Annotated in this window: 24 protein-coding genes; 8 read left to right on the forward strand and 16 right to left on the reverse strand. The window is 62.2% G+C overall.

Annotated features, from left to right (window positions below; all coding sequences use genetic code 11):
- The first annotated feature begins 134 nt into the window (after positions 1-134).
- From KHO33_RS06495 to KHO33_RS06510, 4 genes are all read left to right on the forward strand, one after another.
- The gene (locus KHO33_RS06495; protein ID WP_054034536.1) at positions 135-596 is read left to right on the forward strand and encodes a peroxiredoxin; all 462 of its coding nucleotides are present in this window, start codon (positions 135-137) and stop codon (positions 594-596) included.
- A gap of 347 nt (positions 597-943) precedes the next feature.
- A complete protein-coding gene (locus KHO33_RS06500; RefSeq protein ID WP_200564500.1) occupies positions 944-2,833 on the forward strand; it encodes a PhoH family protein in 1,890 nt (629 codons plus the stop codon).
- 205 nt (positions 2,834-3,038) lie between these two features.
- Positions 3,039-4,319 (forward strand): NlpC/P60 family protein, encoded by a 1,281-nt coding sequence (locus KHO33_RS06505; RefSeq protein WP_200564499.1) that lies wholly within the window; start codon positions 3,039-3,041, stop codon positions 4,317-4,319.
- A 165-nt stretch (positions 4,320-4,484) separates the two neighbouring features.
- Entirely contained in the window at positions 4,485-5,291 is an 807-nt protein-coding gene (locus KHO33_RS06510) for an SDR family oxidoreductase (RefSeq protein ID WP_054034537.1), read from the forward strand.
- A 121-nt stretch (positions 5,292-5,412) separates the two neighbouring features.
- Here the strand turns inward: KHO33_RS06510 and KHO33_RS06515 are convergent, their stop codons facing one another.
- From KHO33_RS06515 to KHO33_RS06560, 10 genes are all read right to left on the reverse strand, one after another.
- Positions 5,413-6,423, reverse strand: coding sequence for an inorganic phosphate transporter (locus tag KHO33_RS06515; RefSeq protein ID WP_200564498.1), 1,011 nt, complete (start codon positions 6,421-6,423; stop codon positions 5,413-5,415).
- Positions 6,423-7,049, reverse strand: a complete 627-nt coding sequence (locus KHO33_RS06520) for a DUF47 domain-containing protein (RefSeq protein WP_012432805.1) — start codon at positions 7,047-7,049, stop codon at positions 6,423-6,425. Before KHO33_RS06520 ends, KHO33_RS06515 begins: the two co-directional genes overlap by 1 nt.
- A 116-nt stretch (positions 7,050-7,165) precedes the next feature.
- Positions 7,166-8,551: a replicative DNA helicase gene (locus KHO33_RS06525; protein ID WP_063495982.1), complete on the reverse strand. Its 1,386-nt coding sequence runs from the start codon at positions 8,549-8,551 to the stop codon at positions 7,166-7,168.
- Between the two features lie 147 nt (positions 8,552-8,698).
- Positions 8,699-9,151, reverse strand: a complete 453-nt coding sequence (gene rplI, locus KHO33_RS06530) for a 50S ribosomal protein L9 (protein WP_054034563.1) — start codon at positions 9,149-9,151, stop codon at positions 8,699-8,701.
- Between the two features lie 27 nt (positions 9,152-9,178).
- Complete coding sequence (gene rpsR, locus KHO33_RS06535) at positions 9,179-9,454, reverse strand: 30S ribosomal protein S18 (protein ID WP_007182109.1); 276 nt, start codon at positions 9,452-9,454, stop codon at positions 9,179-9,181.
- A 2-nt stretch (positions 9,455-9,456) separates the two neighbouring features.
- Positions 9,457-9,756: a primosomal replication protein N gene (gene priB / locus KHO33_RS06540; RefSeq protein ID WP_054034564.1), complete on the reverse strand. Its 300-nt coding sequence runs from the start codon at positions 9,754-9,756 to the stop codon at positions 9,457-9,459.
- A gap of 51 nt (positions 9,757-9,807) precedes the next feature.
- Positions 9,808-10,182 (reverse strand): 30S ribosomal protein S6, encoded by a 375-nt coding sequence (gene rpsF, locus KHO33_RS06545; RefSeq protein ID WP_006048823.1) that lies wholly within the window; start codon positions 10,180-10,182, stop codon positions 9,808-9,810.
- Between the two features lie 236 nt (positions 10,183-10,418).
- Positions 10,419-11,351: an anti-sigma factor family protein gene (locus tag KHO33_RS06550; protein ID WP_054034565.1), complete on the reverse strand. Its 933-nt coding sequence runs from the start codon at positions 11,349-11,351 to the stop codon at positions 10,419-10,421.
- On the reverse strand, positions 11,341-12,075 hold the full coding sequence (locus tag KHO33_RS06555) for an RNA polymerase sigma factor (RefSeq protein ID WP_054034566.1): 735 nt from the start codon (positions 12,073-12,075) through the stop codon (positions 11,341-11,343). The genes KHO33_RS06550 and KHO33_RS06555 overlap by 11 nt, the downstream gene beginning before the upstream one ends.
- 119 nt (positions 12,076-12,194) lie before the next feature.
- Complete coding sequence (locus KHO33_RS06560) at positions 12,195-13,109, reverse strand: LysR family transcriptional regulator (protein WP_054034567.1); 915 nt, start codon at positions 13,107-13,109, stop codon at positions 12,195-12,197.
- A 187-nt stretch (positions 13,110-13,296) separates the two neighbouring features.
- Between KHO33_RS06560 and gcl the strand changes: the two genes are divergently transcribed.
- The 4 genes from gcl (at position 13,297) to KHO33_RS06580 (ending at position 17,920) form a co-directional block, all read left to right on the forward strand.
- Entirely contained in the window at positions 13,297-15,072 is a 1,776-nt protein-coding gene (gene gcl, locus KHO33_RS06565) for a glyoxylate carboligase (RefSeq protein WP_054034568.1), read from the forward strand.
- A 110-nt stretch (positions 15,073-15,182) separates the two neighbouring features.
- Complete coding sequence (gene hyi, locus KHO33_RS06570) at positions 15,183-15,992, forward strand: hydroxypyruvate isomerase (protein ID WP_200564497.1); 810 nt, start codon at positions 15,183-15,185, stop codon at positions 15,990-15,992.
- 68 nt (positions 15,993-16,060) lie between these two features.
- A complete protein-coding gene (locus KHO33_RS06575; RefSeq protein ID WP_054034569.1) occupies positions 16,061-16,969 on the forward strand; it encodes a 2-hydroxy-3-oxopropionate reductase in 909 nt (302 codons plus the stop codon).
- Between the two features lie 549 nt (positions 16,970-17,518).
- Positions 17,519-17,920, forward strand: a complete 402-nt coding sequence (locus tag KHO33_RS06580) for a DUF3597 domain-containing protein (protein ID WP_054034570.1) — start codon at positions 17,519-17,521, stop codon at positions 17,918-17,920.
- Between the two features lie 52 nt (positions 17,921-17,972).
- On the opposite strand, the gene KHO33_RS06585 is transcribed toward KHO33_RS06580, so the two are convergent.
- From KHO33_RS06585 to cysT, 6 genes are all read right to left on the reverse strand, one after another.
- Positions 17,973-18,785, reverse strand: a complete 813-nt coding sequence (locus KHO33_RS06585; protein WP_054043730.1) for an IS5 family transposase — start codon at positions 18,783-18,785, stop codon at positions 17,973-17,975.
- A 159-nt stretch (positions 18,786-18,944) separates the two neighbouring features.
- Positions 18,945-19,988: an asparaginase gene (locus KHO33_RS06590; RefSeq protein ID WP_054034690.1), complete on the reverse strand. Its 1,044-nt coding sequence runs from the start codon at positions 19,986-19,988 to the stop codon at positions 18,945-18,947.
- Positions 19,989-20,212: 224 nt separating this feature from the next.
- Entirely contained in the window at positions 20,213-21,139 is a 927-nt protein-coding gene (locus KHO33_RS06595) for a CysB family HTH-type transcriptional regulator (RefSeq protein ID WP_093632609.1), read from the reverse strand.
- Positions 21,140-21,246: 107 nt separating this feature from the next.
- Complete coding sequence (locus KHO33_RS06600; protein ID WP_054034571.1) at positions 21,247-22,305, reverse strand: sulfate/molybdate ABC transporter ATP-binding protein; 1,059 nt, start codon at positions 22,303-22,305, stop codon at positions 21,247-21,249.
- Positions 22,305-23,342, reverse strand: coding sequence for a sulfate ABC transporter permease subunit CysW (gene cysW / locus KHO33_RS06605; RefSeq protein ID WP_200564496.1), 1,038 nt, complete (start codon positions 23,340-23,342; stop codon positions 22,305-22,307). The genes KHO33_RS06600 and cysW overlap by 1 nt, the downstream gene beginning before the upstream one ends.
- Positions 23,339-24,241 (reverse strand): sulfate ABC transporter permease subunit CysT, encoded by a 903-nt coding sequence (gene cysT / locus KHO33_RS06610; RefSeq protein WP_093632607.1) that lies wholly within the window; start codon positions 24,239-24,241, stop codon positions 23,339-23,341. Before cysT ends, cysW begins: the two co-directional genes overlap by 4 nt.
- Between the last annotated feature and the right edge of the window lie 82 nt (positions 24,242-24,323).

A 24,323-nucleotide genomic window follows, 5' to 3' on the forward strand; every position in this document is an offset into this window, starting at 1 on the left:
TGACGACCAGGCCGCCGCGCGAGCGACCACCACACGCGCCAGTCGCCCTCCCCGAAAGCCTCGATGCCAGGCCGACGCCGCAGCAGTTGCAAGTGCAAATGCCGCGGCGTCGGCCATAACAACCGGAGAACCTCGTGCCCATCGCAGTCGACCAACCCATCCCCGACTTTACCGCCCCCGCTACCGGTGGCGAGATCACGCTGTCCAAGCTGCGGGGCAAGAAGGTGGTGCTGTATTTCTACCCGAAGGACAACACGCCGGGCTGCACGACCGAAGGTCTGCAATTCCGCGACCTGTACCCGAAGTTCAAGAAGGCCGGCGCGGAAATCCTCGGCGTATCGCGCGACAGCCTGCGCTCCCATGACAATTTCAAGGCAAAGCTCGAACTGCCGTTTCCGTTGATCTCGGACCCTGAAGAAACCTTGTGTGCGCTCTTCGGCGTCATGAAATTGAAGAAAATGTATGGCAAAGAAGTGCGTGGGATCGAACGCTCCACGTTCCTGATCGACGCCGAAGGCGTGCTTCGCCAGGAGTGGCGTGGCGTGAAAGTGCCAGGGCATGTCGATGACATTCTGGAGGCTGTACAAGCGCTTTGAGGCGCGTTATATTGGGTTCCAATGAGTGCCTGTCCACCCCACACTTTTCGTTGCTGCGCCGGACTTGACGGCCGTTTTGTCGGCTCTGTCGAAGTCATGAGGCGCAACGCGATAACCGAAGGCGAGCCGCTTGTCCCGTACGCCGGGGCGGCGGCTTTTTTAATTGCGCGCGGCCGTGCGTTCACTCGGCCACGCGCTTCCGTTAAGGAGCCGATCGAAAACCAGGCGAACCGGCATCTCTAGACCGAATGCGCGCCTCCGGGCGCAAACTGCGTGCGCACTCACTGGCACCGGCAGAATGCGACAGGCGGCGCACGAAATGTGACCCGATTAATTCGAGGGAAACCATGCCTTTGCCTACCCCCCCCAGCAAGCTCGGCAATCTCCTGCCGCCTGACGAATACAAGGCCAAAGCCGCCACGCCGGCGCGCTCCGCCGCGAAGAAACAGGCAGTCGGAGGGGAATCAGCAGAGTCGGCCGATTACGGCCGCGCAAACGTCGCCACACCGATGGCGCACGCCGCCAATGCCGCGACCACGTTGCGGCCCGTGCCGGCATCGTCGGCCTCCCCTGCTGCGTCCCCATCCGCCGAGCAAGCTGCACCGGCGCGCGACGCAGGCGCGCGCGGTCGCAAATCGAAGCAGACCGCCGCATTACTGCAACCGGTTCCCGCCGCCCGTCCGCAAACCGAGCCGGCGGTTGTTTCCACGCCCGCTGCCAAATCCCAGCCGGTCGTCGCGCGCGCGCCAAGCGCGAAGGACCCGGCCGCCAGCACGCCCGCAGCCGCAGCACCCAGCACGCGCGGCACCAGCAAGAAACGCGGCGCAGCCGCAGATCCGCTCGAAATGCAGAAGCTTTTCGTGCTCGACACGAACGTGCTGATGCACGATCCAAGCTGCCTGTTCCGTTTCGAGGAACACGACGTCTATCTGCCGATGATGACGTTGGAAGAACTCGACAACCACAAGAAGGGCATGTCGGAAGTCGCGCGCAACGCGCGGCAGGTGAGCCGTACGCTGGATGCGTTGGTGGCGAACGCCGGCAACATCTCGGACGGCATTTCACTTGCGCGTCTCGGCAGCCGTGAGGCGTCCGGGCGCCTGTACTTCCAGACCAAGCTCAACGCCATCGAGCCGGTCGAAGGCCTGCCGGAAGGCAAGGCCGACAACCAGATTCTCGGCGTGGTGCGCGCGTTGCAGCGCGACCGGATGGATCGCCAGGTCGTGCTGGTGTCGAAAGACATCAACATGCGCATCAAGGCGCATGCGCTCGGCCTGCCCGCCGAAGACTACTTCAACGACCAGGTGCTCGAAGACAGCGATCTGCTGTACTCGGGCATCCGCGCGCTGCCGCAGGATTTCTGGACCAAGCACGCGAAGGGTATGGAGAGCTGGCAGGACACTAAAACCGGCACGACGTATTACCGCGTGACGGGTCCGCTGTGCGCTTCGATGCTGGTCAACGAATTCGTCTATCTGGAGCCGCAGAACGGCGAGCCGACGTTTCATGCGCTGGTGCGCGAGCTGAACGGCAAGACGGCGCTGCTGCAAACCTTGCGCGACTACGGCCACCACAAGAACAACGTGTGGGGCATCACGGCGCGCAATCGCGAGCAGAACTTCGCGCTGAACCTGTTGATGAATCCGGAGATCGACTTCGTCACGCTGCTGGGTCAAGCCGGTACCGGCAAGACGCTGGTCGCGCTCGCGGCCGGTCTTGCCCAGGTGCTCGACGACAAGCGCTACAACGAGATCATCGTGACGCGCGCCACGGTGCCGGTCGGTGAAGACATCGGCTTCCTGCCGGGTACGGAAGAGGAAAAAATGCAGCCGTGGATGGGTGCATTCGACGACAACCTCGAAGTCCTGCAGAAAACCGACGACGCCGCCGGCGAATGGGGCCGCGCCGCGACTCAGGAGCTGATCCGCTCGCGCCTGAAGGTCAAGAGCATGAACTTCATGCGCGGCCGTACGTTCGTGGACAAGTATCTGATCATCGACGAGGCGCAAAACCTGACGCCGAAGCAGATGAAGACGCTGGTCACGCGCGCGGGTCCGGGCACGAAGATCATCTGTCTCGGCAATATCGCGCAGATCGATACGCCTTACCTGACGGAAGGCAGTTCAGGCCTGACGTACGTGGTCGACCGCTTCAAGGGCTGGGCGCACAGCGGGCATGTCACGCTGGCGCGCGGCGAGCGTTCGCGTCTCGCGGATTACGCGTCGGAGATCCTTTAAGTTTCAATGCTTTAGCTTCGGCTAGAAGCCGCGTCCGGGTCAGCCCGGACGCGGCTTTTTTATTGGGCGCGCGTTCCCGATGGGCAACACTTAGCGCACAAACTTCAAGTAAGTTGTCAAGAATTCTTGCCTGAGCCAGGTTCGACGGGCTACCATCCGGAAATCGTCCGCCATTAAACGAGCGTTTACCGCTCCCTTCGTCTTCATGCGCCGACTCGCCTTTTCGCTGCTGACCGTTTTGCTGCTCGCCGCTTGCGCCGGCGCGCCGCAAAAGACGTCGCGCGGGCCGGGTTCGTCGGTCGTTGTCACGAACGGCGCCTATCATGCGCCGCCGCCGGGCTTCCCGAATTTCGTCGACCACAGCATCGGGCGCGAGGAAATCTCGATTCAGGCGATGAGTCTGGTCGGCATTCCATACCGCTGGGGTGGGAATACGCCCGATAGCGGCTTTGATTGCAGTGGATTGGTTCGCTATGTGGTAGCGCGCGCCGCTTCCGTGAATCTGCCTCGGACTACTGCGGATATGAGCGGCCGCGGCGAATCCGTCGAACCGGATGAAATTGCGCCGGGCGATCTGATTTTCTTCAATACCACCGGACGCGCACATTCGCACGTCGGCATTTATGTAGGCAAGCTGCGCTTCGTCAACGCGCCGTCGACGGGCGGCACCGTGCGGCTCGACTACCTGACCAATCCGTACTGGGCCAAGCGCTTTGACGGTATTCGTCGGGTGGCAGCGCCGGCTGCGACGCCGGCACCGTTCGATACGCCGAGCTATCAGGCCACGGCGCCTCAACCCGAGCGTGTCGCGCCGGTGGCTCAGGCTCAGGCACCGGCTTATGCGGGTGTCGCGGTGGCGGCGCAAGCGTCGAGCTACTCGGCGAATTCTGCGGCGACGCGGCCTTCGGGCTATGCGGCAACCTCCGTTGCGCCGCAAGCGTCGGGCTATGCGGGAGTCCCTGCTGCTGCGGAAGCTTCGGGCTATGCCTCGAACCCTGTGGCGCCACAGCAAACGGCGCGTGTCGCGGCGACCACTCGTCCGCCGCTGACTGCAACCGGCCAACCTGCCATAGCCGCGGCTGCGGCACCGCAAGCTGATCCGTTCGAACCCCCACCGCCCGGTATGAGCGCCGCGCAGATGCAAGCGCGCGCGGCAGGTGCAGTGTCTCCAGGGTCCGTGCCGACCGCTCAGGCGAGTGCGTATGACGCTGCTGCCGGCTCCGCAAATCAGCAAACGGCGGCGGCTGTGCGTGCTGAACCGCCAACGGTTACGGCTCGCGCGCCTGATCCGATCGACGCCGCTGCCGATGCGTTCGAGCCGCCTCCACCGGCTTCCGTCGCCGTGCGCCAGGCTCGGCAGGCGCAGCAAGTGGATGGGAACGCAGGCGTGCAGATCATGCGCGCCTCGACAGCATCGCGCGGCATCCCTGCCCCCACGCAAACAACCGACGATCCGATTGCACGCTTCGCCAACGGCAGTTACTAACGACCTAGCCTCCGTAGCTCATGGCTCGTCACTCATAGCGATGGCCGTGCAGCCCGAATTCAGTCTCCCGGTAGCGCCCACGCTCCAGACCTCGACCCTGCCCATCCCCGCTGCGCTGCCGATCTGCTATCGTCATCGATATTCTTCCGACAGCGGGTGATAACGATGGATCTCGGGCTGAATGACAAGGTGGTGTTAATCACGGGCGGCAGCAAAGGGATCGGGTTCGCCTGCGCCCGGGCGTTCGCCCTCGAGGGCGCAAAAGTCGCGATCGTTTCGCGCGACCCCGCCAATCTCGCGCGCGCGTACGAACAGTTAAAGCAGGAGGGTCTGCACGTGCATCGCACTCGCGCCGACCTGCACGAACCGCACAGTGCTGCGGACATCGTCGAAGAAGTCAGCACCGCCGTCGGCCCCATCGACGTGTTGATCAACAGCGCCGGCGCAGCTCGTCGCTATGATCCGGAAACGCTGGACGCCGAGGCGTTCCGCGCGACCATGGAAGCCAAGTATTTCCCCTACATCTACCCGCAGCAGGAAGTGCTGCGGCGCATGGCCGAGCGCGTCAAGGCCGGCGACGGCACCGCACCCGGCACGATCGTCAACATCATCGGCATGGGCGGCAAAATCGCTAGCGATATCCATATCGCCGGTGGTGCCGCCAATGCTGCGCTGATGCTGGCCACCGTCGGCCTCGCCCACTACTATGCGCGCTACGGCATCCGCATCAACGCAATCAATCCGGGTTCGACGCTGACCGAGCGCGTCGAGGAAGCGGTCAAGCTGGAAGCGTCGCAGCAAGGCATTGAAAACGCGGACGCGCTGGCGCGCGGGCAGGCCAAGGTGCCGCTCGGGCGCTATGCAAAACCGGAGGAAATCGCTGACGTCGCGCTGTTTCTGGCGAGCCGCCGCGCGAGCTACGTGACGGGCGCAATCGTCCCGATGGATGGAGGCAGCACGCCGCTGATCTGAGCGGCGCGCTTTATTTGTGGCTTTACGGGGTGTGAGGCCCGGTGCTTTTGGCGCCGGGCTCCGAGACAGAGATTTGAAGCCTGAAAACGCGCGGACGGCCTTGGCCGTCCGCTCTGTGCATTTACAGGAAGCGGTGGCCGAGCCACCAGGCAGCCGCGGAGAGCGCTGCGGAGGCCGGAATCGTCAGAATCCACGCCCAGACGATGTTGCCCGCTACCCCCCAACGCACCGCGCTCAGCTTCTGCGTCGCGCCGACACCGACGATCGCGCCGGTAATCGTATGCGTGGTGGACACCGGAATGCCGAGCCACGACGCGGTGAACAGCGTAATCGCCCCGCCCGCCTCGGCGCAAAAACCGCCGACCGGCTTCAGCTTGGTAATCTTCTGGCCCATCGTGCGGACAATCCGCCAGCCGCCGAACAACGTGCCGATACCCATCGACAGATAGCAGCCACCGATCACCCACAGCGGCGGTGCATCCGCGATCGACGAGGCGTAGCCGGTCGCGATCAGCAGCATCCAGATAATGCCGATGGTCTTCTGTGCGTCGTTACCGCCGTGGCCGAGGCTGTACAAGCCTGCGGACACCAGTTGCAGACGCCGGAAGCGCCGGTCGACCTTGCTCGGCGGCGTGCGGAAATAAATCCACGACACCGCCAGCATGAAGAACGAGCCAAGCACGAAGCCAAGCAGCGGGGAGATGAAAATGAAGGCAACCGTCTTCATCAACCCATCGAAGTTGAGCGAACCCCAGCCCGACTTGGCGAGCGCCGCGCCCACCAGTCCGCCGATCAGCGCATGCGACGAGCTGGACGGAATACCGTAATGCCACGTGATGATGTTCCAGCCGATCGCCCCGACCAGCGCGCCGAAAATGACGTAGTGGTCGACGATATTCGGATCGATCGTGCCCTTGCCGACTGTCTGCGCCACCTTCAGGTGGAACACGAAATACGCGATAACGTTGAATGCCGCCGCGAAAGCCACCGCCTGCTGCGGCTTCAGTACGCCGGTCGACACGACCGTGGCGATCGAATTCGCCGCGTCGTGGAAGCCGTTCATGAAGTCGAAAATCAGCGCGACGGCAACCAGGCCGGCAACGACCCAGATAGCGAGTTGTATCGATTGCATTATGCGTTTTCCAGCACGATGCCTTCGATGATGTTCGCCACGTCCTCACACTTGTCGGTGATCGTTTCGAGCAGTTCGTAAATCGCCTTCAGCTTGATCAGCGTCTTGACGTTGTCTTCTTCGCGGAAAAGCTTCGACATCGCCGAGCGCAGCACGCGGTCGGCTTCCGATTCCAGACGGTCGATGTCCTCGCACGCCTTCAGGATCTGGCTCGCCTGCTTCATGTCCGACAGCAGGCTGACGGCGAACTGCACACGCTCGGAGGTAGCCGTGCAGATATGCGCCAACTGGCTCGCTTCGGAGGTCACCGCCTGCACGTCGTACAGCGAGATAGCGGTCGCGACGTCCTCCATCAGATCGAGGATGTCGTCCATCGTGGTGATCAGCTTGTGGATCTCGTCGCGGTCGAGCGGCGTGATGAAGGTCTTGTGCAGCAGGTCGATGGTTTCGTGCGTGAGCTTGTCAGCGGCCTTTTCGGCCTTCTGCACGTTTTGCTTGTGGGTCTCGGCGTCCTGAAGGTTGTCGATCAGCAGCTCGAGTTCACGGCTTGCCGAGACGATGCACGTTGCGTGCGCATTGAAAATTTCAAAGAACTTGCCCTCGGTGGGCATGAATCGACCGAACATTGGGATCCCGAAAATTGGTCACATTATGGCTGACATAAAACCGCCACATTGTACCGTTCCGGGATCGATGCCGCACTTTTGAAAGCGTCGTTACAACAGGCCCAACAGTTACTTCTTTACTCACTGTAGAAATTCTGCGCGCCGGCAAAGTTATCAAACTTCGTGAATTGTCCGTGGAACGTGAGCCGAACAGGGCCGATCGGACCATTCCGCTGTTTACCGATGATAATCTCCGCCGTGCCCTTGTCCGGGCTGTCCGGGTTGTAGACCTCATCGCGGTAAATGAACAGGATGACGTCCGCATCCTGCTCGATAGCGCCGGATTCACGCAAGTCGGACATGATCGGCCGCTTGTTCGGGCGCTGTTCGAGACCCCGGTTGAGCTGCGACAAGGCGATCACGGGTACGTCGAGTTCTTTGGCGAGACTCTTCAGCGAACGCGAGATTTCCGAGATTTCGGTCGCACGGTTTTCCCCCGACGACGAACCGCTCATCAGCTGCAAATAGTCGATGATGATCAGGCCCAGCTTGCCGCACTGGCGCGACAGCCGACGCGCGCGGGAGCGCAGTTCCATCGGATTCAGGCCGCCGGTTTCGTCGATGAAAATCTGCGCCTCGCTCATTTTCTGCACCGCGTGCGTGAGCTTCGGCCAATCCTCGTCGGTCAGGCGCCCAGTCCGCATGCGGTGCTGGTCAAGCCGACCGACCGAGCCCAGCATACGCATGGTGAGCTGCGAGCCTGGCATTTCCATGGAGAACACGGCGACCGGCAGGCCATACTCGACCGCCACGTATTCGCCGACGTTCATCGAAAACGCCGTCTTACCCATCGACGGGCGCCCTGCCACGATGATCAGCTCACCGCCGTGCATGCCCGAAGTCATGCGATCCAGATCGACGAAGCCCGTCGGCGTGCCCGTCACATCGCTCGGATTGGCGGTGTGATACAGCGTGTCGATGCGCTCGACCACCTCGGTCAAAAGGGGCCCGATTTCCAGGAAGCCCTGCGTGCCACGCGCGCCGTCTTCAGCAATCGAAAACACCTTCGATTCGGCCTCGTCCAGCAGCTGGCGGACTTCCTTGCCCTGCGGGTTGAAAGCGTCGGCAGAAATTTCGTCGGCCACGGATACGAGACGGCGCAGCACCGCGCGATCGCGCACGATTTCCGCATAGCGGCGGATATTGGCAGCGCTCGGCGTGTTCTGCGCCAGCGCGTTCAGGTACGCGAGACCACCGACCTCTTCCGCCTTGCCCGAGGTGCCGAGCGCCTCGTACACGGTAATCACGTCGGCCGGACGCGTCGCCGCGATCAGCTTGCCGATGTGCTCGAAAATGATGCGGTGGTCGTATCGGTAAAAATCGCTCTGCGACAGGAAGTCGGCGATGCGGTCCCATGCCGCGTTGTCGAGCAGCAGGCCGCCCAGCACCGACTGCTCGGCTTCGATCGAATGCGGCGGGACCTTCAGCGACTCGATTTGGGGATCTTTGGACGGTGCGTTCATGGAGAGGAATTATCGGGGTAAATGCGCGCGGAGGGAAATCAAAAACCGATACTTCAATGCATCGAAAACGGGCAACAAAAAAGGCAGGGGCCGGTCACCCGGCCCCTGCCTTTTGCCAGCAACAACCTGGCAGATGCTATCTGATGCTTAGACGTGTTCGCCGATCACAGCCACGTTGACATCGACGAGAACGTCGGTGTGCAGCGAGATCTGAACAGCGTGGTCGCCAACCAGCTTCAGCGGGCCTTCCGGCAGGCGCACTTGCGCCTTTTCCACTGCGAAGCCTTGCTTAACCAGTGCGTCAGCGATGTCCGCGTTCGTCACCGAACCGAACAGACGGCCGTCGACGCCAGCCTTCTGATTGATCTGAACCGTCGAGCCTGCCAGCTTTTCGCCTTGAGCTTGAGCGGCAGCCAGCTTTTCAGCGGCGATCTTTTCCAGTTCTGCACGGCGAACTTCGAATTCAGCCAGGGCTTCCTTCGTTGCACGGCGAGCTTGCTTGTTCGGGATCAGGAAGTTACGTGCGTAACCGTCCTTGACCTTCACGATATCGCCCAGGTTGCCCAGATTGACGACTTTTTCCAGAAGAATAATTTGCATTCGGATACTCCTTATCGCGTCGTCGGGTTAGGCCTTGTGCTGGTCGGTGTACGGCACCAGCGCGAGGAAACGTGCGCGCTTGATTGCCGTGTCCAGCTGGCGTTGATAGTGCGACTTCGTACCCGTGAGACGCGCCGGCGTGATCTTGCCGTTTTCGCCGATGAAGTCCTTCAGCGTTTCGAGGTCCTTGTAGTCGATGTGATCGACGCCAGCGGCCGTGAAACGGCAGAACTTCTTGCGCTTGAAGAGCGGATTTTGTTGCTGACGACGCTTGTCGAATTTCTTACCAGTCGGGCGGGGCATGTTCAGTCCTTTCCAATGTCCTGCAATTCTGTGATGTGAAATACCAGAGTTCTTGCGTTGCGGTGCTTTTTCGCCAGAAAGCCTGTGAAGAGCGTTTCTACGCCCATCTGACAGCCCTCCAGCTTACCGCTCGCCTCACCTGCGGCTACCGCCTGCATGGTCAGTTCGACTTGCCGGGCAATGCCGGCTTCGACGACTTCCGTGCGGTGGTGCAACGTGCAGCCTGCAATCGGAACGCCGGCGGGGGTATACCGCACCGCTTCTCGTTCAACGACGCTGGCCGTAAGTTGCAGCCGATTCATGTAGCCTTTGGCGAGAGCGACGCTTTCGTCTGGTAGCTTAAATAGTGTGTCTTAAGCCTGCGCTTCGGACGGTTGCGTAGCAGCCGACTTCTTGGCTTCTTCGCGCTGCACTTCCTTCATCATCGGCGACGGGCCGGTTTCGGCCTTCTTCATCTTGACGATCAGGTGACGCAGAACCGCGTCATTGAACTTGAATGCGTGTTCCAGCTCGTCGAGCGTGGTTTGGTCGCATTCGATGTTCATGCAGACGTAGTGAGCCTTCGCGAGTTTCTCGATCATGTAGGCCAGTTGGCGACGGCCCCAGTCTTCGATGCGGTGGATCTGGCCACCGTGCGAGGTGATCGTGCTCTTGTAACGCTCGATCATGGCGGGCACTTGCTCGCTCTGATCGGGGTGCACAATAAAGACGATTTCATAATGACGCATACACACTCCTTGTGGACTTGTGGATTAGAGCCACCCGGGCGTCTGAACCGGTGTGGCAAGTGAGAAGCCAAAGAGTGTAACCCGATTAGGGCCGGGTTGCAAGATATCCCGTTAATGCGGCGCCCGAATCGGGTGTGTTTTCAAGGGTTTAGGACGAAGCGGATAAACCGGGACAAGCGGCCGCCGCGAGTGTGCGTCCGGGAAAATCACGCCCGGAGCGCGCACACGAAGCCCGCTCAGCCCCCCTCGGTCTGCTCGCTGCCGCCCGCCAGACGGGCTTTCAGCGCCTTTTCGAGGCCGCTGAGCGCGTCCGGCGCGGCGTCGGTGACGGCCCACCAGGTCATCCCCTGCGCATTCCAGTGCGCAAGCGAGTAACCCTCGCGGGTCTGCGCCATCGAAAGCCCGGCGGCGGCTTCCGGTCCAGCATCGGCGGAGCGCGCTTCCGGAAACACGTAGACGTCGATGATGTGCTTCTGATAACGGTACACCAGCACCGCCACCCGCTGATGCGCGATGTAATCCAGGCGGCCGCCTTCAAGCGGAAAACCGTTCGCCGCGAGGTCCTCGACCGGCGGCGAATAGTCGATCCGGCCGTTGAACCATGGCTTGACCGTGTGCCGATCAGTCGAAATGACGTCGATGTCGTGGCCGGACATTTGCGCCCGCACATGGCTTTCGACCAGTTCATCGGAGAACCCGCCGCCTTGCGCCGAACGATGCTGGTTCATTGTCACGCCCACCGCCACCGCACCGAGCGCGACCACCAGCGCGACGAGCCAGCCCTGCCCGATCGTTGCGCCTGAACCTACGCCTGAGCCCGCACCGGCTGGGCGCCCCATCGCACCTTGCGGACGCAGCCAGTCGTTCAGCCAGTTACGCAGCCAACTCCGCTTCGGCCTCGGCTGTGCAGCGGCCCGCGGGGCTTCTACAGGCTCGTCAGCGGCCGCGTCACTCTCCGGGAGGGCAGCAAGAATCCGCGCCCGCAGGGCATCCGGCGCCCGGTAATAAGGCTGTGCGCGCAGCGAAGCGCTCAACGTGTGCAGGTTTTCGCTTTCGCGTCGGCAGGCGTCGCAGCTCTCGATGTGCTGCTGGACGCGCTGCGCATCCGGCGCGGGCAATTCGTGGTCGGCGTTCGCATCGAGGAGCGGCCGCGCTTCGTTACAGTCCATCTGGCGTCTCCTGGGCTAAGCCGGCAGCACTCCCGCCGGGGTTGTTGGATGGACGGCCGTTGGAGGCCGCCCGGAGTGGTGTGACAGAAGCCGTGGGCGCCGCGCCGGCACCCGGCGCCGTGGCTCGTGGCGGACTTCCACCTCCCGGATGGCCGGCCCCCTGCTTCGCCATCAGCAACGTGGCCAGCTTGCGCCTGCCCCGGGCGAGCCGCGACATCACCGTGCCAATCGGCACATCGGCCACCATCGCGATCTCCCGGTAACCCATTTCTTCAAGCTCCCGCAGGATCAGCACCTCCCGATACTCGACCGGCAACTGCGCCAGCGCCTCATGCACGAGCTTCGTGTCTTCGTCGCGGATCAGGAGCGTCTGCGGATCCGCGCCGCCCGCGCTCCAGCCGTCGAAGGTCGCCTCGTCCATGGTGTCGTCGAACTCGACCACCTCATGCGACGATGCCCGCCGCCGCCATTCCGTGTACCAGGTGCGGCGCACGATCGCCAGCAGCCACGGCCGTGCGGAGTCGCCACGGAACGTGTCGAAGAAACGAAACGCGCGCATGAATGCTTCCTGCACGACGTCGTCGGCATCGTTGGCGTTACCGCACAGCCAGCGCGCAAGGTTGTACGCGGCGTCGAGATGCGGGAGCGCCAGTTCCTGAAAACGGCGGTTCCTCGCTGCATCGGCGTCGTGCGCGCGGGCGGCATTTGAATCGGGTTGACCCACCTCGGCCCTCCGGGGCATTGCGGCTAAGCTATTGACTCGTCATCCAACATGACCGGCCGCATACCGAGTTTATTCCCGGCTTCGCGTGAAATCCGCGAAAAATTACCGTCACCCCGCACTCAATAAGTCGGACGATTCCAGTAATCCTCGCTGGCATACACCTCTTTCAGATAGTCGATGAAGTAGCGCACCTTGGCCGGCACGTAACGCTGCTGCGGATAGACCGCCAGAATGTCGTAGTCGGGCAGCGCGAATTCATCCAGCACGGTTTCCAGCTCGCCACGCGCCAGTTGCTGCTGGATTTCCCACGTGGAGCGCCAGCCGAGCCCGAGCCCTTCCGACACCCAACGATGCAGCAACTCACCATCGTTACAGTCGAGCGTGCCGCCCACCCGCACCGTCGCCAGTTTGCCGTTGCGGCGGAAGTACCAGCCGCGGTTCTGCCCGCCTTGCAGATTGAACGCAAGGCAATTGTGCTGCGGCAGATCTTCGAGCGTTTTCGGCTTGCCGTATTTGCGGAAATATTCCGGTGTGCCGCACACCACGCGCCGGTTCGACGCCAGTTTCACCGCGACGAAATTCGGATCGACCGCGCCGCCGATCCGGATCGACAGGTCGTACCCCTCGCGCACCAGGTCCACGACCCGGTCGGTCAGGTTGAACGACACCTGCAATTCGGGCTTGTCGGCGAGAAAAGGCGGTGCAAGCGGTGCGACGTGCTTGCGCCCGAACGCGGCCGGCGCCGACACGATCAGATGGCCGTTCACCGCGCGCCGTCCAGCGCTCAGTTCGTTTTCCGCCTGGTCCCACTCGGTGAGCAGGCCGCGGCAGCGCTCGAGAAACGCCGCGCCTTCCTCACTGACCACGAGACGCCGCGTCGAGCGATACATCAGCTTCACGCCGAGGCGCTTTTCGAGCGCGTCGATGCGGCGCCCGAGAATCACCGGCGACACCCCCTCCTCCAGCGCGGCGGCCGCGAGACTGCCCGCATCGGCGACGCGCACGAAAGTTTCGATTTGTTTGAAGCGGTCCATTTTTGTCTCCCCCCTCTCCTACCACCAGGCCCATTCCATACTTTTTGTTTCGAAATAAGCGACCCGGACTGATCTTATCAAACCTTTAGGTGAAGCCTACAGTTCGATCAACACCTTTGGTTTGCATATCCGTCAGCGAATTCGTCAGCCAACTTATTCGCCCACCCCAGACATTCAGGAGACATTCATGGCCAAGATGAGAGCCGTCGACGCAGCCGTGCTGGTGCTCGAAAAAGAAGGCATCAACACCGCATTCGGCGTTCCGGGCGCAGCAATCAACCCGTTCTACTCGGCCATGCGCAAGGCAGGCAGCATCAGCCACGTGCTGGCGCGTCACGTCGAAGGTGCGTCGCACATGGCCGAAGGCTATACGCGCGCCCAGCCGGGCAACATCGGCGTGTGTATCGGCACCTCGGGCCCCGCCGGCACCGACATGATCACCGGTTTGTACTCCGCTCAGGCCGATTCGATTCCTATTCTGGCTATCACGGGCCAGGCGCCGCGTGCGCGTCTGTACAAGGAAGACTTCCAGGCCGTCGATATCGAATCGATCGCCAAGCCCGTCACCAAGTGGGCCGTCACCGTGCGCGAGCCGGCGTTGGTGCCGCGCGTGTTCCAGCAGGCTTTCCACCTGATGCGCTCGGGCCGTCCGGGTCCGGTACTGGTCGACCTGCCGATCGACGTGCAGCTCGCCGAAATCGAATTCGACATCGACACCTACGAGCCGCTGCCGGTCTACAAGCCGAAAGCGACCCGCAAACAGATCGAAGCCGCGTTGAAGCTTTTGAATGACGCTGAAAAGCCGTTGATCGTCTCGGGTGGCGGCGTGCTGAACGCAGCCGCTGAAGACCTGCTGGTCGAATTCGCCGAAACCGTCGGCGTGCCGGTGATCCCGACCTTGATGTCCTGGGGCGCGATTCCCGATGACCATCCGCTGATGGCCGGCATGGTCGGCTTGCAAACCTCGCACCGCTACGGCAACGCGACGATGCTCGCCTCCGACTTCGTGCTCGGCATCGGCAACCGCTGGGCGAACCGTCACACGGGCAGCGTCGAGGTTTACACCAAGGGCCGTAAGTTCGTGCATGTGGACATCGAGCCGACGCAGATCGGCCGCGTGTTCGGTCCGGACCTCGGTATCGTCTCGGATGCGAAGTTCGCGCTCGAACTGTTCGTTGAAGTGGCGAAGGAATGGAAGGCTGCCGGCAAGCTGAAGGATCGCAGCGCATGGGTCGCCGATTGCCAGCAACGCAAGCGGACGATGCATCGCAAGACGCACTTCGACAACGTGCCGATGAAGCCGCAGCGCGTGTACGAAGAAATGAACCAGGTGTTCGGCCGCGATACGTGCTACGTGAGCACGATCGGTTTGTCGCAGATCGCCGGCGCGCAATTCCTGCACGTCTACAAGGCGCGTAACTGGATCAACTGCGGCCAGGCAGGCCCGCTCGGCTGGACGATTCCGGCAGCGCTCGGCGTGCGCGCAGCAGACCCGCAACGTCCGATCGTCGCACTCTCGGGCGACTACGACTTCCAGTTCATGATCGAAGAGCTGGCAGCCGGCGCGCAATTCAAGCTGCCGTATGTGCACGTGGTGGTAAACAACTCGTACCTCGGTTTGATTCGCCAGGCGCAGCGCGCATTCGATATGGACTTCTGCGTGCAGCTCGGCTTCGAGAACATCAACTCGCCGGAAACGAATGGCTACGGTGTGGACCACGTCGCCGTTGCCGAAGGCCTCGGTTGCAAGGCGATCCGCGTGTTCAAGCCGGAAGAACTCAAGCCGGCCCTGCTGAAAGCGCAATCGATGCTCTCCGAGTTCAACGTGCCGGTGATCGTCGAAGTGATCCTCGAACGTGTGACCAACATTTCGATGGGCACCGAAATCGACGCGATCAACGAGTTCGAAGATCTGGCCGAGAAGCGCGAAGACGCGCCGACGGCAATCAGCATGCTCGACTGAGCTCTCCGACTTTGCAGTAGATGAGCGCGATTCAGCAGCGTAGCCATTCAACGCCACTGAATCGCCTCATGAAGTTATTCCACTGACCGACCAGCGAGACAAAAAGCACCATGCCGAAATTTGCAGCGAATCTCACCATGCTGTTCAACGAAGTCCCGTTCCTCGACCGCTTTGCGGCAGCAGCGGACGCGGGCTTCAACGCCGTCGAATTCCTGTTTCCGTATCCGTATCAGATCGCTGAATTGAGCGAACGTCTGCAGCAGAACCGTTTGAAACTCGTGTTGCACAACCTGCCCGCGGGCAACTGGGAAGCGGGCGAACGCGGCATCGCGTGCCTGCCGGATCGCGTAGGCGAGTTTCAGGAAGGTGTCGGCCGTGCGATCGAATACGCGAAGGCCCTGAAGGTGCCGCAACTGAACTGCCTCGTCGGCATTCCGACTGCAGGCGTCGATGCGGACAAGGCGCGCTCGACGATCGTCGACAATCTGCGCTTCGCCGCGGGCGAACTGAAAAAAGCCGGCATCAAGCTGCTGGTCGAGCCGTGCAATTCGTACGACATCCCCGGCTTCGCGCTGAACCGTTCGGGCGAAGGCCTCGACGTAATTCGCGCGGTGGGTTCGGACAATCTGTTCCTGCAATACGACATCTATCACATGCAACGGATGGAAGGGGAACTCGCGGCAACGATCAAGAAGAATCTGCCGCAGATCGCGCACGTCCAGCTCGCCGACAACCCCGGCCGCAACGAACCGGGCACCGGCGAAATCAACTACCCGTTCCTGTTCGACCTGCTCGACTCGCTCGGCTATGAAGGCTACGTCGGTTGCGAATACAAGCCGCGCACGACCACCGCCGCCGGCCTCGGCTGGGTGCAGAGCGTGGCCGGGCAAACCCGCGGCGCAGCCCACGCCGCTGCCTGATCGACTTAACGATCGGCTCATTGATCACTCAGGCACATCACCCCAAACAACACTGGAGATTTAGACACATGGCAAAGATCGGTTTCATCGGCCTCGGCATCATGGGCGCGCACATGGCGCGCAACCTCATCAAGGGCGGTCATTCGCTGTTCGTGAATGGCGCTTATCCGGTGCCGGAAGATCTGAGCAAGACGACCACCGTGGTCGCGAATTCGACCGCTGTCGCACAAGCTGCCGACATCGTCATCATCATGGTGCCGGACACGCCTGACGTCGCCAACGTGCTGTTCGCGGACGACGGCGTCGCCGCGGGCCTCACGCAGGGCAAGCTGGTGATCGACATGAGCTCGATCTCGCCGCTCGACACGCAAGCCTTCGCGAAGAAGATCAACGCGCTGGGCGTCGACTACCTGGATGCACCGGTTTCGGGGGGCGAAGTCGGCGCGCGTGAAGCGTCGCTGACGATCATGGTCGGCGGTCCGGAAAAAGCGTTCGCATTGGCTAAGCCGCTGTTCGAACTGATGGGCAAGAATATCTCGCTGATCGGCGACAACGGCGCGGGTCAAACCTGCAAGGTCGCGAACCAGATCATCGTCGCGCTGAACATCGAAGCGGTGGCCGAAGCCCTGCTGTTCGCGTCGCGCTCGGGCGCCGATCCGGAGCGTGTGCGCAAGGCATTGATGGGCGGTTTCGCTTCGTCGCGCATTCTCGAAGTGCATGGCGAGCGTATGACCAAGCGCAAGTTCGATCCGGGTTTCCGCATCGAACTGCACCAGAAGGATCTGAACCTCGCCCTCGACGGCGCACGCAAGCTCGGCATCGCCCTGCCGCACACGGCAAGCGCGCAGCAACTGTTCAGCGTATGCGCGGCGAATGGCGGCAAGGCATGGGATCACTCGGCCATGGTGCGCGCGCTCGAAATCATGGCGAACTACGAAGTCGCGCAAGCGCCGGGTAGCGAAGCCAAGGCAGCTTAAGCAACAACAAGGTTGCCGTGACGGTTGCGGTTTCAACGTGACCGTCGTGGCAACGCAGGTGGGGCGCCCGGTTCGTCGTGCGGCATGCATGGCGAAACGGGCAAATCGTGCCGCTCTGGGCTGAGAGCGGCAAGTGGGGTCCGCAGCGGCACCCGGCGGCGCCGGGGAAGCCTTGGTCGGTCAGACGTCGTCGTCGGGTGTCCGGCTGTCGGATTTCAAATTTATGCGTTTTCCGCCAATCTCTCGCAGCGGCTGCATCATGCATGCCGCCTGCCAGTACCTCTCCTTGCAGGTCTCCTCCCACGTGTGCTCGCAAGTCCGCTTGCATTTGCTTGCAACTCCGCGCCCGCGGCACGACCTTTTTTGACACATCCCTCCCCGCTTTTCTCCTACACTCGTTGAGTCTGGTTGCTGGCGTATCAGCGTTCACGTGCGGCTTGCCGATCATCGCGGCACATGTGCTTCGTTTCATTCGCCCGATTCGCAACCAGAGTTCAACCCGTGAGCGGAATGTGCTTGCGCCGGTAACCCCTCTGCAAAGGATTCAGCATGAGCATTTTTGGTGACATCGTAAACAAGCTCTTCGGCAAAGCGAAGCCCGACCAGCCTGCGCCTGCGGTTGAGCCGACACCGGATCCGGCAGCGGCACAAGCTGCCGCACCAGACGCTGCGCCGGCACCGCCGCCGCTGACTGACGTCGACGTCGCGGTCGTCATGGACCAGTTCGTGAGCGAGAGTGGGCAAACGTTGAACTGGCGCACGTCGATCGTCGACACGCTGAAAGCGCTCGGCGTCGACAGCAGCCTCGAGCATCGCAAGCAACTCGCCCAGGAACTGAAGTACAGCGGCGACACGAACGATTCGGCAAGCATGAACATCTGGCTGCACAAACAGGTAATGCAAGCACTGGCGGCGAACGGCGGGAAGTTGCCTCCGGATCTGGCGTCCTAAATGCTTGCCCGCGCCGCCTGTTTCCGGCGATAGCGATCAACCTTAGAGCGTGTTAGGCACTTTGAAGAACTGGCACTGCGTGAACGAGCATAAGCATTGCGAAGACCACGAAATGAAGCCCGGCAAGCGTTTCGGGTAGTCGTTCGTAATCACGTGCGAGACGGCGGAAACGGTTGAGCCAGCCAAAGCTGCGCTCGACCACCCACCGCCGGGGCAGCAGTACAAAGCCCTTTTTCGCTTCTTCCAGTTTGATCACCTGCAGTTCAATGCCTTCATCGAGTGCGGCCTGCGCTGGCTCTTTGCCTGTGTATCCCTGATCGGCAAATGCCACCTTGACCGTGTGTCCCGTTACCTGCTGGACCTGACGCGCAAGCTCTGCTACCTGTGCGCGCTCCTGTTCATTGGCAGGTGTCACATGTACCGCCAGCAACTGTCCCAGGGTGTCCACCGCAATGTGAACCTTGCTGCCGCGCTTGCGCTTATAACCGTCATAGCCCGCGCGTGGCCCGCTCTCGCAGGTCGACTGTATCGTGCGGCCATCCAGGATGACGGCGCTGGGCTGTCCCTGCCGTCCCTGTGCCACGCGTATCACCGAGCGCAGGTCGCTGACCATGTGCTCAAAACAGCCTGCCTGCAACCAGCGTTGCGTCTGCTGATACACCAACTCCCAAGGTGGAAAATCATTGGGTAGCATCCTCCAGGGCGCGCCGGCCCGAGCCATCCAGCGCAATGCATCAAACATGTCGCGCAGTTCGTATTTGCGCTGCGGCGCGGTGACGTCCATCAGCGTCAGATAAGGTGCCGCGAAGCTCCATTCTTCGTCGGACACATCGGTCGGATACCCTTTGCGGTCTGCTCTTTTCATCCCGCCAGGATACCAGGTCTCACACAAAGTGCCTAACACGCTCTAAGCTGAAACGGCAACGCGGCGCTCGGGTCGATGACCTGGGCGCCGCGTTGTCATTCAAGCTTCATGTGCGGGACACGGTTCTGACTTTGAACCAGGCTGCCCGCGCTCAATCAATCAGTACATATCGAAAGTCTTCTGCAACGCCACCGGCCCTGTGCCGCCCGCGGCCAATGCCAGCATCAGCAGCACGCGCGCCTTGTACGGATTCAGCGAACCCGCGCTGACGAAACCGAGTGCGTCGTCGGCGGCCGCGCCGTTGCGCATCACATGCCCTGAACCCACGCGCGACGCACGCACCACCACGACGCCTTGCGAAGCGGCATCGGCCAGCGCCTGCTGCACCGAAGCGTGAATCGAGCCGTTGCCTGTGCCCGCCACGACAATACCGCGCACACCAGCGGCGACCAGCGCGTCCACGGCAATGCGCGAAACGCCCGCGTAGCTCACGACGATCTCCACATGCGGCCACTTCGCGCCGATCACGAATTCGGTCGCGAGCGTATGCGGACGCACCACGCTGCGCTGGAATTCGACGCGGCCGTCCTGCACCCAGCCGAGCGCGCCGATATCCGGAGACTGGAAGGCGTCAACCGCGTACGTGCTCGTCTTGACCACGTCGCGTGCGCTGTGAATCTTGTTGTTGAACGCCACCAGCACGCCCTGCCCACGCGAACCCGCGTGCGCCGCGACCGTCACGGCGTTCAGCAGATTCAGCGGGCCATCGGCGGACAGCGCCGACGCCGGGCGCATGGCTGCCGTCAGCACGACCGGCTTGTCCGACTTGACCGTCAGATGCAGCAGATAGGCGGTTTCTTCGAGTGTATCGGTGCCATGTGTGACCACCACTCCGTCGACGTCATCGTCGGCGAGCAGCGTGTTGATGCGCTGCGCGAGCGTGGTCCACAGTGACATTTCCATGTCTTTACTGTCGACGCTGGCAATCTGCTCGGGCGCGATGCGCGCCACCGTGGACAAGGCCGGCACCACGGCCAGCAATTGCTCGACGCCGACCACACCGGCCTGGTAGCCTGATGTGTTGGTGGCGTCCGCGGCCGCGCCGGCGATCGTGCCGCCGGTCGCCAGCACGGCGATGCGCGGCAGCAGCGGCGTAGCGCCTTCGCCTGAAGGTGTGGCGGGGGAAGAAGTCAAAGTATTCATGGCGGCGATTGTAAGCGATGCGCCGCGCGCCGCCATGCGTGAAAAAACGGATACCCGTTCGTTTCGGAGCTGGGTGAGGCCGGCGCTCCGTGCGCCACGCGTTTGCGCGGCGTTTACATCAAGGCCGCCCGCAGCCCGCTTGAAAATCGCACGTTTGGTGCCGCAATGAATTCACGAGGCGCCGCGCGTGCCCTGCGCCGAACCGTGACGATCCGGCGCATCCCTCAAACCGCTTCGCGCAACTGTGCAGCGATTTCCGCTTCATTCAACTGCGGCGCGAACATTTCGATCAGCCGGTACGCGTATGCGCGCAGGAACGCGCCCTTGCGCAGGCCGACCCGCGTCGTGCTCGCTTCGAACAGATGCTGCGTATCCAGCGCGACCAGTTCTGTGTCGCGCTTCGGATCGTAGGCCATCGCGGCAACCACGCCGATGCCCATGCCGAGTTCGACGTACGTCTTGATCACGTCGGCATCGATGGCGGTCAACACGACGTCAGGCAACGCACCCGCTTTCGCGAACGCCTGGTCGATGTGCGAGCGGCCCGTGAAGTCCTGGTCGTACGTGACGATCGGGAATTCGGCAATCTCGTCGAGCGTCAGATTTTCGCGGCCCACCAGCGGATGCCCCTTCGGCACGACCACGACGTGATGCCACGAATAGCACGGGAACGTGACGATATCGGGAAAGCGGTCGAGCGCTTCCGTCGAAATACCGATGTCCGCTTCGCCGTTGATGATCATCTGCGCAATCTGTTGCGGGCTGCCCTGGCGCAGCGCCAGATGCACCTTCGGGAACACCTCGGTGAATTGACGGATCACCTTCGGCAGCGCGTAACGCGCCTGGGTGTGAGTCGTCGCCACGACGAGGTGGCCGCTGTCCTGATCGGCATATTGACGCGCGACGCGGCGCAGATTCTCCGCATCGAGCAACATCCGCTCGATCAACTGATGCACCGCCTTGCCCGGCTCGGTGAGGCCCGTCAGACGCTTGCCGCGCCGGATGAAAATATCGACGCCGAGCTCGTCTTCCAGATCCTTGATCTGTTTCGACACACCCGACTGCGACGTGTACAACACGTTCGCCACCTCAGTCAGATTCATGTTCTGACGCACGGCCTCGCGCACAAAGCGCAATTGCTGAAAGTTCATCTGTATGTCTCCGGTTGAGCCAGAGTTGAGTTATTAGAGTTTGATTGAAACGCCGAGTGTTGTTGCGCTGCCTGTGTTGCCGCTTGCGTTGCTGCTCGTGGCGCCGCCTATTGCGCCGGAAATACGCGCAACGCGCGCGGCACCGCCGTCACGCCGTCGCCGATCGACAGTTGCAGATCGCGCCACGATTCGCGATCGAGTTCCGCCTCGAGCACATTGCCTTCACGGCCGGCCAGTTCGACACGCACCGAGCCGCCGAGCGTCACCACGCGCCGCACGTCGACCACAATGCCTTCGCGATGGCCGGACGCTTGCGGATACAACTGCAGATCGTGCGGACGTACATACGCGAACGCCGGTCCGCTGAAACCAGCCGTGATCGCGACCGGCAACGCCGCGCCGTCGACCACGAAGCCGCTTGCGTCCACATTGCCATGCAGACGGTTCGCCGCGCCGAGAAACTCGTAGACGAACGAAGTTTGCGGATGGTCGTACACGTCCTGCGGACTGCCCACCTGCTCCACATGTCCACGATTCAACACGACGATACGGTCGGCCACTTCGAGCGCCTCTTCCTGATCGTGCGTGACGAAGATCGTCGAGATATGCAGATCGTCATGCAAACGACGCAGCCAGCTGCGCAACTCCTTGCGCACCTTCGCGTCCAGCGCGCCGAACGGTTCGTCGAGCAGCAGCACTTTCGGTTCGACAGCCAGCGCACGCGCCAACGCAATCCGCTGGCGCTGGCCACCCGACAGTTCCGACGGGTAGCGTTGCGCGAGCCAGTCGAGTTGCACGAGCTTCAGCAGTTCATGCACCTTCTCGCGAATCACCGCTTCCGAAGGCCGTTCCTTGCGGGGCTTCACACGCAAGCCGAACGCCACGTTCTCGAACACCGTCATATGACGGAACAGCGCGTAATGCTGGAACACGAAGCCGACTTCACGCTCGCGCGCACCAACCGTCGCCACGTCCTGGCCTTGCAGCACGACCTGGCCGGCATCCGCATATTCGAGGCCGGCAATCACACGCAGCAAGGTGGTCTTGCCACAACCCGAAGGCCCGAGCAGCGCAACCAGTTCGCCCGGGGGAAAGTCGAGCGATACGTTATCGAGCGCGACGAAATCGCCAAAGCGCTTTTGCAGGTTACGAACGGTGATACCCATTACAGCTCTCCTTGCTTGAGCGCGTGTTGATGCGATGCATGCGTTGCATTGACGGACTGTGAAGCGGACTGTGAAGCAGACTGTGAAGCGGACGGCGGCGTGACCGGCCCTGCATACGCCGGCACATCGCGCGCGGCCGACAGTTCCGCCGACATATGGCGCTCGGCGAGCAGCTTCAGGCCGAGCGTGACGAGTGCGAGCAAGGCCAGCACCGACGCCACGGCAAACGCCGCCGAGAAGTTGTATTCGTTATAGAGAATTTCGACGTGCAGCGGCATCGTGTCGGTCTGGCCGCGAATGTGGCCGGACACCACCGACACCGCGCCGAACTCGCCCATCGCCCGCGCGTTGCACAGAATCACGCCGTACAGCAGGCCCCATTTCACGTTCGGCAGCGTGACGCGCCGGAAGATCTGCCAGCCCGAAGCGCCGAGCACGTGCGCAGCTTCTTCTTCGTCGTTGCCTTGCGCCTGCATCAGCGGAATCAGTTCACGCGCGACGAATGGGAACGTGACGAAGATCGTCGCCAGCACGATGCCCGGCACCGCGAAGATGATCTGCACGTTGTGGTCCTGCAGCCACGGGCCGAACCAGCCTTGCGCGCCGAACATCAGCACGTAGATCAAACCGGAGATCACCGGCGAGACCGAGAACGGCAGATCGATCAACGTGGTCAACAATGCCTTGCCACGGAACTCGAACTTGGCGATACACCATGACGCCGCGAGGCCGAACACGAGATTCAGCGGCACGGCGATCGCAGCCGTGATCACGGTGAGCTTGATGGCCGACAACGCATCCGGATCGACCAGCGATTCCAGATAGAAGCCAATGCCCTTGCTCAAGGCCTGATAGAACACGGCGACGAGCGGCACGACGAGGAACAGCGCGAGAAACAGCAACGCGATGCCGGTCAGAATCCAGCGCACGACGGGGGGTTCAGTAACCGGATCGGGCCGGCGCGCGATATTGAGCGGCGCGCGTGGCGCCACGGCGACGGTCGTGGCATCCGCGCCATTCAGAGAGTTGCGGCTCATTGCACACCTCCGCCGACGCCGATCGCCGCCACACTCGCGGCGGCAGGCGCCGGGCCTGCGCCGCCACGCCCTGTCCGGCGCTGCAGATACCACTGCAGCGTATTGATCAACAACAGCATCAGGAACGACACCACCAGCATCACGACCGCAATCGCGGTGGCGCCGGCGTAATCGTATTGTTCGAGTTTGGTAATGATCAGCAGCGACGTGATTTCCGATTTCATCGGCACGTTACCGGCGATGAAAATCACCGAGCCGTATTCGCCGAGCGCCCGCGCGAACGCCAGCGCGAAACCCGTGAGCAAAGCCGGGAACACCGCAGGCAACACCACGCGCCGAAACGTCAGCCAACGCGACGCGCCGAGGCACGCAGCCGCCTCTTCCTGTTCGCGCTCGAACTCTTCGAGCACCGGCTGCACGGTCCGCACCACGAACGGCAAACCGATAAAGGTCAGCGCGATCAGCACACCGGCCGGCGTGAAAGCGATCTTGATGCCGAGCGGTTCGAGAAACTGTCCGATCCAGCCGTTGCCCGCATACACCGCCGCAAGCGAAATACCGGCCACGGAGGTCGGCAAGGCGAACGGCAGATCAACCACCGCGTCGACGATACGTTTGAACGGGAACGTATAACGCACCAGCACCCACGCGACCAGAAAGCCGAACACCGCGTTGATCAGCGCGCCGCCGAGGGCCGAGAAAAACGTCAGGCGATACGACGCGAGCACGCGCGGCGAACTCACCGCGCGCACGAACTGAGGCCAGTCAAGCGTCGCGGTCTTGAGAAAGGTCGCCGCAAGCGGAATCAGCACCACGAGGCTCAGATAAGCCACCGTGATGCCGAGTGTCAGGCCAAAACCGGGCAAGGCGCTCGGTTTTCGGAAGGTCAACGTCGTCATGCTCAGTACTCTTTCAGGGTTGAGGCCGGCGGCTCTTTTTCCGGCCGCCTGGCTGGCCAAAAAGCGCGCCTCGCGGGCGCGC

This window comes from Paraburkholderia nemoris (assembly GCF_905221015.1).
GTDB lineage: Bacteria > Pseudomonadota > Gammaproteobacteria > Burkholderiales > Burkholderiaceae > Paraburkholderia > Paraburkholderia nemoris.